This window comes from Microcoleus sp. LAD1_D5, from assembly GCF_036702115.1.
Taxonomy (GTDB): domain Bacteria; phylum Cyanobacteriota; class Cyanobacteriia; order Cyanobacteriales; family Microcoleaceae; genus Microcoleus.
This window is the reverse complement of the sequence record NZ_JAUBSA010000048.1, coordinates 24,684-31,911: the sequence shown is the minus strand read 5'-3', so window position 1 is coordinate 31,911 and position 7,228 is coordinate 24,684. Positions and strand designations below refer to the sequence as shown.

The 7,228-nt window shown below is 45.1% G+C and carries 8 protein-coding genes; 6 read left to right on the top strand and 2 right to left on the bottom strand.

What is annotated here, in order from left to right; translation table 11 throughout:
* Positions 1–272, top strand: a 272-nt coding sequence (locus QUA70_RS19145) for a tetratricopeptide repeat protein (protein WP_333410545.1), incomplete at its 5' end; no start/stop codon positions are given.
* A 289-nt stretch (positions 273–561) separates the two neighbouring features.
* Positions 562–1,338: a 3-methyl-2-oxobutanoate hydroxymethyltransferase gene (panB, locus tag QUA70_RS19140; protein ID WP_333349277.1), complete on the top strand. Its 777-nt coding sequence runs from the start codon at positions 562–564 to the stop codon at positions 1,336–1,338.
* Between the two features lie 61 nt (positions 1,339–1,399).
* Here panB and tatA read toward each other — a convergent pair whose 3' ends face one another.
* Positions 1,400–1,591 carry a twin-arginine translocase TatA/TatE family subunit gene (gene tatA / locus QUA70_RS19135; protein ID WP_190734631.1) on the bottom strand — a complete coding sequence of 64 codons (192 nt, stop codon included), beginning with the start codon at positions 1,589–1,591 and terminating at the stop codon, positions 1,400–1,402.
* Positions 1,592–1,719: 128 nt separating this feature from the next.
* On the opposite strand from tatA, the gene QUA70_RS19130 reads away from it, so the two are divergent.
* The 4 genes from QUA70_RS19130 to QUA70_RS19115 all read left to right on the top strand — a co-directional run bounded on the left by QUA70_RS19130 (position 1,720) and on the right by QUA70_RS19115 (position 6,297).
* Positions 1,720–2,457 carry a phycocyanobilin:ferredoxin oxidoreductase gene (locus QUA70_RS19130; RefSeq protein WP_333349276.1) on the top strand — a complete coding sequence of 246 codons (738 nt, stop codon included), beginning with the start codon at positions 1,720–1,722 and terminating at the stop codon, positions 2,455–2,457.
* Positions 2,458–2,528: 71 nt separating this feature from the next.
* Complete coding sequence (locus tag QUA70_RS19125) at positions 2,529–4,172, top strand: HlyD family efflux transporter periplasmic adaptor subunit (protein ID WP_333349274.1); 1,644 nt, start codon at positions 2,529–2,531, stop codon at positions 4,170–4,172.
* Positions 4,173–4,343: 171 nt separating this feature from the next.
* Positions 4,344–5,504 carry an ABC transporter permease DevC gene (gene devC, locus QUA70_RS19120; RefSeq protein WP_333349272.1) on the top strand — a complete coding sequence of 387 codons (1,161 nt, stop codon included), beginning with the start codon at positions 4,344–4,346 and terminating at the stop codon, positions 5,502–5,504.
* A gap of 70 nt (positions 5,505–5,574) precedes the next feature.
* Positions 5,575–6,297, top strand: a complete 723-nt coding sequence (locus QUA70_RS19115) for a DevA family ABC transporter ATP-binding protein (protein ID WP_333349270.1) — start codon at positions 5,575–5,577, stop codon at positions 6,295–6,297.
* A gap of 17 nt (positions 6,298–6,314) precedes the next feature.
* Here the strand turns inward: QUA70_RS19115 and QUA70_RS19110 are convergent, their stop codons facing one another.
* Complete coding sequence (locus QUA70_RS19110) at positions 6,315–7,226, bottom strand: hypothetical protein (protein ID WP_333349268.1); 912 nt, start codon at positions 7,224–7,226, stop codon at positions 6,315–6,317.
* Between the last annotated feature and the right edge of the window lie 2 nt (positions 7,227–7,228).

The following is a 7,228-nucleotide window of genomic DNA, read 5'->3' as shown; positions in this document are numbered from 1 at the left end:
TTCCTGAAGACCATCCCAGTTTAGCTACTAACCTCAACAATTTAGCCGGACTTTATGAATCCCAAGGAAGGTACTCGGAAGCGGAACCGCTGTATTTGCAAGCTGTGGAAATTCTTCGCAGCAAGTTGCCCGCAAACCACCCCAACATTCAGGTTGTGTGGGAAAATTATGTTGGGCTGTGGCGGGAAGGAATCAGTAAAGGACATTTGACATTTGAGCAATTGCAAAAACATCCTTTGGGGGAACAGTTATTAGCAGAAATTCATGAATAAATAAAAATATCGCTCTCAATTACAAATATTGTTAAAATATACAAGATGCAGCCTAAATTGTAGATTATTTAGTTGCTCACTCGCCCCTTATATCTAGTGCTGAGACGCATCATTACAGGCGTGCATTGAGTTTTTGCGGGTGCGTGAGGCGCTGAATTAATTGGCTCAATTTTTTGTGACAATTCTTAATCGCCGCGCCTCAGACACCCTACAATATGGATGGTATATAATTTGTTATATTTGATATTATAAGTAATAGCAGGAGATAATATTATATTTTTGCACTAAAATGTCAGTCACTACTCATCAATTAATTCAGTGGAAACAACAAGGGCGGTCAATTGTTGCCCTGACAGCTTATGATTATGCGATCGCCCAACTCATCGATCAAGCAGGCGTAGATATCATCCTAGTCGGCGATTCCCTCGCCATGACAGTCTTAGGCTACGACACAACCCTACCCATAACCCTCGATGAAATGCTGCACCACGCTAAAGCAGTGCGCCGTGGAGTTAAACAAGGATTAATTGTGGTCGATTTGCCGTTTTTGACTTATCAAGAAAGTCCCCAGCAAGCCATGCACTCGGCCGGGAGAGCTTTGAAAGAAACCGGCGCTCAAGCTGTAAAATTAGAAGGTGGATATCCAGCAATGGCCGCCACAGTTTCGCAGCTAACATCCGCCGGAATTCCAGTAATGGGACACGTCGGTTTAACTCCGCAGTCGGTACACCAACTCGGTTATAAAAAACAAGGAAAAACGGCCCAAGCAGCCGATCGCATCCTAGCAGAGTCGATCGCGCTTCAAGAAGCAGGTGCCTTTGCGATCGTGCTAGAACACATTCCCGCAGACTTAGCCGCTCAAATTACCCAAAAATTAACTATTCCCACCATTGGTATCGGGGCCGGGCCGCACTGCGACGGTCAAGTTTTAGTTACTTCCGATTTGTTGGGACTTTCTGAAAAACAGCCGCCTTTTGCGAAAGCTTACGCGAATTTGCGACAAACAATTACCCAAGCTGTGAAAGATTATTCCCTTGAAGTTAGAGAAGGCAAATTTCCCGAATAGGTTCGTAGTGAGGGCTTGAATCCTTAAAAATGAGGACTAAAATCCTCACTACAAACTTAATTTACACTTTCGGCTGGCCCTCTTCCTCTTTATCCTTCTCAACAGCTTCATCCTCAGATTGACCAACCCCTTCCTTAAAACTCCGCAGCGTTTTGCCCAAAGCATTTCCTAACTCAGGAATCTTCTTGGGGCCGAAAATTAGTATGGCCACCACCGCAACAATGCCCATTTCGGGCAATCCCAGACCAAACATACAAAATCTCCTGTAAAACTTGCTCGATCGTAAGTCAATCTACTGATATTGTTAAAGTATCTACCTTTTTTCCTGCATCCTGCAACAGTAGAATCAAGTTTTATTAAGCTATCCCCCGATAAATAAGAATGTTAGAAATATCCCAGCCTTCTCTGCGCGACCAACAGCACCATCTCATCCGCGATTTAGCAGACCGGATGGAAGCAGTATGGCACCGCTATCTCGACCTCGAACCCTACCACCTGCCCGCTGAGTTGGGATACGTAGAAGGCCGCTTGGAAGGAGAAAAACTGATCATTGAAAACCGCTGCTATCAAACGCCCCAGTTCCGCAAAATACACCTCGAACTCGCTAAAGTCGGGCCCTTACTTGACATTCTGCACTGCGTGATGTTTCCCAGACCGAATTATGCTTTGCCGATGTTCGGTACGGATATCGTAGCAGGCAAAGGCCAAGTTAGCGCCGCGATCGCAGACCTTTCTCCCCTCAATCCCGATCGAACTTTGTCGGAAACCTACCGAACCCAACTGGAAATTTTGCCGATTAAGCAATTTTCTTCTCCCCGCCAAATTCCCGAATGGGGGGATATTTTCTCAGAATTTTGTCTGTTTGTGCGGCCAGAGTCGATCGAAGAAGAAAGCAGATTTCTGGACATAGTTGAATCCTACGTTGAAATTCACTGCAAACAGGCAGTCGCTTGCGAACCAGTCTCTGCCGCCGAAGCATCGAAAATTCTCGACGCTCAAATTTACTACTGCACCCAGCAGCAGCAAAACGACAAAACCCGTCGCATACTCGAAAAAGCTTTTGGTAAAGATTGGGCCGAACATTACATGACCGAGGTGCTTTTTGATATCCCTAAATAGCTGAAATTGGTTTACAATACTTCACAGTGGGTGAAAAAAACTTAATCAGGAAATCCCCTACTTTATAAGTCATGGGAAAGGAATCACCGGCCAAGGATAAATCATTTTTAAAACCCCCAGGACGAGGAATCATCGGTTTAGCGATCGCCGCCACTGTCATTACCACAGGAGTCGGTTTTTGGCAAGTATCTCAAATTAGAAAAGCCGAAGAGTTAAAGGCGGCGGCTGCAACGGCTGCTGCAACTTCCGTCGCCACCCGCAACAGCGTTACCGCTTTGGGTAGGTTGACTCCGCAGGGGGAAGTTATCAAATTGTCGGCCCCTTCGGCGTCGGAGGGAGCAAGAATTGAACTGTTACAGGTGGAAGAGGGCGATCGCGTCAGTCAAGGACAAATCATAGCAGTTCTCGATACGCGCGATCGGCTCCAAGCAATCCTCCAACAAGCCGACAAAGAAGTCAAAGTCAAACAAGCAGAATTAGCGAAAATTCAAGCAGGCGCAAAAACAGGCGTTGTCGGCGCTCAAAAAGCAGAAGTTGCCAAGTTTGAAGCACAAGTGCAAAGAGAAACCGAAGGCGAAGCAGCGAATGTCGCCCGCTTAGAAGCTCAACTGCGAAGAGAAACCGAAGCCGAACAAGCTAACGTCGCCAAGTTTGAAGCACAACTGCAAAGAGAAACCGAAGCCGAACAAGCTAATCTTGCCAAATTTGAGGCACAACTCGAAAGAGAAACAGAGGTGCAGCAATCCAAATTGGCTAGGCTAGAAGCTCAATTGCGCGGCGAAATTGCCTCTCAAAACGCTACAGTCGATCGGCTAAAAGCCGAATTAACCAACGCCGAAGCCGAGGAACAACGCAATAAAGAACTCTCAGAAACAGGCGCAATTTCTGCTTCCGCCTACGACACCAAACGCTTAGCAGCAGAGACAGCTCGCCAGAGAGTCAGAGAAGCGCAGGCTATATTAGAAAAAACTGTGCAAACACTGCAAGAGCAAATAGTCGAAACGAAAGCAACAATCAAACAAACAGTAGAAACAGGGAAGCAAGAAATCAATCAATCCCGAGCCAATCTCAGACGCAAGTTAGAAACAGGTAGGCAGGAAATTAACCAAGCCAGAGCAACCTTAAATCAAAAAATAGAAACCGGCCAAGAAGAAATCAATCAAGCCGAAGCAATACTCAAACAAAAAGCAGAAACCGGCCAAGAAGAAATCAATCAAGCCAAAGCAAATCTCGACCAAATTGCCGAAGTACGTCCCGAAGACGTGCAAGCCGCCCAAGCCGCAATTGAAAGTGCGATCGCCACCAGACAAAAAGCTCAAGTAGACTTAAACTTAAGCTACGTCAAAGCACCCGTATCCGGCTACATCCTCAAAGTTCACAGCCGACAAGGGGAAGGTGTCAACACTCAAGACGGCATCGTAGAACTAGGCGGCACCGATCAAATGTACGCCGTAGCAGAAGTTTACGAAACCGACATCGCCAAAGTGCGAAACGGCCAGCGCGCTACCGTCAGCAGCCCGGTTTTTGCAGGCACTTTGGAAGGGACAGTCGCTCGCATCGGCAAACAAATCGGCAAAAAAGATGTCCTCAATACAGACCCCGCAGCCGACACCGACGCGAGAGTTATCGAAGTAAGAATTCGCCTCGATCCGGAATCGAGCAAGAAAGTTGCAACCCTAACAAACTTGCAGGTTGAAGTTAAAATAGATATCTAAATTTTACCTTGACAAAACTTACGCATGGGGACTCAAGAAACCGGATTTTTTACAGAGATTAAGGGTGAGAATCAAATATAAGGGTAAAAAACCCGGTTTCTCAACACCCGTGCTTAAGTCCTAAAATTATTCAATCCCCCACCCAAAATCTCAGAGATAAAATCGACTGTTATGGCAAAAATACCGCTAGCTTGGGCACAATTAACGCGCGAAAAAATGCGTTTAGTAATCGCAATAGCCGGCATTGGATTTGCCGACTTGCTGATGTTTATACAGTTCGGATTTAGAGACGCGCTCTTTGAAAGTTCCACCACCTTTCACTCCCAATTAAAAGGGGATATTTTTATCACCAGCACGCAATCTACGGCTTTAATAGCCATGAAAAGCTTTCCCCAACGGCGTTTGTATCAAGCTTTGAGTTTTAATGGTGTTACAGGAATTAGCCCGGTATATTTAGGCTTTGGGTTGTGGAAAAATCCCGCTCCAGACAAAAACAATACCCGCCAACTGATGGTAATCGGTTTTGACCCCGCTCATCCCATCTTTGAGATGCCGGAAGTCAAAAATAATTTGGACAAAATCAAAATTTCAGATGTCGTTTTATTCGATCGAGCTTCGCGCCCGGAGTTTGGGCCAGTAGCAGAATATTTCAACCAGGGAAAGCCTGTGGAAACTGAAATAGATAACCGCCGCGTTACTGTAGAGGGGTTATTTACTTTAGGAGCATCTTTCGGTGCTGATGGCAATATTATTACCAGCGATGTGAACTTTATGCGTATTTTTCATAGTAGAAGAAGTAAAGGTTTAATTGATGTCGGAATTGTTCACTTGCAGCCGGGAACTGATGTCAAGGCAGTTATTGAAAAAATGAGGGCAACTTTACCGCAAGACGTGACAATTGCTTCTAAAGAAGAGTTTATAGCTTTTGAGAGAAAATATTGGGAGGAAAGCACGGCGATCGGATTTATTTTTACTCTCGGCGCGGCTATGGGATTTATCGTCGGGATCGTGATTGTCTATCAAATTCTCTATACTGATGTTAATGACCATTTGCCAGAATACGCTACGTTAAAGGCGATGGGATATAAAGACGGTTACTTTTTGAGTGTGGTTTTTCAAGAGGCTTTAATTTTGGCAATACTTGGCTATTTGCCAGGACTTGGGATTTCTGTGGTTTTGTACAATTTAGCTAGAACTGCTACGACTTTGCCGATGTACATGACTTTGACAAAAGTTATAACTGTTTTTGCAATGACAACGATAATGTGTTCTGTGTCGGGGGCGATCGCAGTTAGGAAGTTGCAGGCGGCTGACCCAGCGGATATTTTTTAACGAAGGAAGAAGCAAGAAGCAAGAAGCAAGAAGGAATTACCTATTACCAATTACCAAGTACAAATTACCAATGAATACTTTACCAGTAGTCTCAATTAAAAATCTCAATCATTCCTTCGGCGAAGGACAACTTCGCAAACAGACATTATTTGACATCAACCTAGAAATTTATCCGGGCGAAATCGTGCTGATGACTGGGCCTTCTGGGTCTGGTAAAACAACATTGTTAACCTTGATTGGAGCTTTGCGATCGATCCAAGAAGGTAGTCTTAAAATTCTCGACCAAGAATTGCGGGGAACCGCGAAAAATAAATTAGTTCAAGTCCGTCGCGACATCGGCTATATTTTCCAAGGTCACAATTTGCTCAAATGCTTGACAGCTAGGCAAAACGTGCAAATGTCTTTAGAACTGCACAGCCATCTTTCTCGTCAAGAAACTAATGATAGAATAGAGGGAATGCTGCAAGCTGTAGGCTTGGGAGATAGAATAGATTATTACCCGGACAGTCTTTCGGGCGGACAGAAACAAAGAGTTGCGATCGCCCGGGCGTTAGTCAGCCAGCCCAAATTAGTATTAGCAGACGAACCCACAGCAGCCCTAGACAGTAAATCAGGTCGAGATGTGGTAGAAATTATGCGAGGTTTGGCCAAAGAACAGCACTGCACTATTTTGCTTGTCACCCACGACAACCGCATTTTAGATATAGCCGATCGCATTATTCACATGGAAGACGGCTACCTCGCACAAGACACATCAACAACGGTGGCAACCGGCGTTCTTTCGGGAAAATAATATTAACCCACCTCAACTTATTTCCGAGAACCGGGACGCTTTCCTCCTACCTTGGCAGGACTTTTTGTTGCACCTTTAGCTGGAGTTTTAGAACTACTTTTACCACTTTTTTGACCCTTAGCTCCTACCAATTGGCTATCATTGGCATTTGTAGGCCTACCGGCAGGCGTTCTCGTAGTCCTAAAGGTAACATTCACCCCTTCATTAGACTGTTCCAATACCAACATCGGCGTCGGCTTGGCTTTTTGATCCCACTCAATATGAACGATGCGACCTTGAATTGTCGGCTGCCAACTGTCGTGGTCGTCAGAAGGACTCAGATAAGTTTCCAAACAGTCAATAATTTGATTAATTGTCGCTGATGTTGCCTGAGTCGGCAGTTTCATCAGCTTAATTTGAATCCGAAACAGCACTCGTTTTTCTATTTTTACTGCGGGATCGCCAGTTTCGTATTCGATATCAAACATCGAATCCACTTGCCTGCCGCTGCCGGCATTCCCGTTTTTATCTCCCACTGCAGCCTGAGTCGGACGCAGGGCAATACTAATTTTTTCTTTGACTTTTACCTTAATTTGGTTGACAATGGCAAAGTGAAACACTTCTTCCGCCATCCGCATTCTCAGGTAGTCTAAATTAAAGTCTCGCGAGTGGATAAGGTCGGGATTCTTTTCCATCTTTGACATGGTTTCCAGAGCCATTTTGTATTTTTTCTGGAGTTCTCGATTTCTAAACTCCTCAAATTTGAGCTTCTTACTCAAATCGTCGAGTTTTAGCTTGGTAAACACCGCTAAACCGATCAGCAATAACAACAGTAATCCCGACGCTCCCATGAAGAGTTGGTCTGAGGACGGATCTCCGGGTTTAGCCTGTTTAGGTTTGGGAGAGGCTACTGCCAACCTTGGTTCTACAAGGATTATTTGGGTTGACATGG

What these genes read in the sequence shown, in the direction of transcription:
- panB (WP_333349277.1), top strand. Translation starts at nt 562, where the DNA reads ATGTCAGTCACTACTCATCAATTAATTCAGTGGAAACAACAAGGGCGG.
- tatA (WP_190734631.1), bottom strand. Translation starts at nt 1,591, where the DNA reads ATGTTTGGTCTGGGATTGCCCGAAATGGGCATTGTTGCGGTGGTGGCC.
- QUA70_RS19130 (WP_333349276.1), top strand. Translation starts at nt 1,720, where the DNA reads ATGTTAGAAATATCCCAGCCTTCTCTGCGCGACCAACAGCACCATCTC.
- QUA70_RS19125 (WP_333349274.1), top strand. Translation starts at nt 2,529, where the DNA reads ATGGGAAAGGAATCACCGGCCAAGGATAAATCATTTTTAAAACCCCCA.
- devC (WP_333349272.1), top strand. Translation starts at nt 4,344, where the DNA reads ATGGCAAAAATACCGCTAGCTTGGGCACAATTAACGCGCGAAAAAATG.
- QUA70_RS19115 (WP_333349270.1), top strand. Translation starts at nt 5,575, where the DNA reads ATGAATACTTTACCAGTAGTCTCAATTAAAAATCTCAATCATTCCTTC.
- QUA70_RS19110 (WP_333349268.1), bottom strand. Translation starts at nt 7,226, where the DNA reads ATGTCAACCCAAATAATCCTTGTAGAACCAAGGTTGGCAGTAGCCTCT.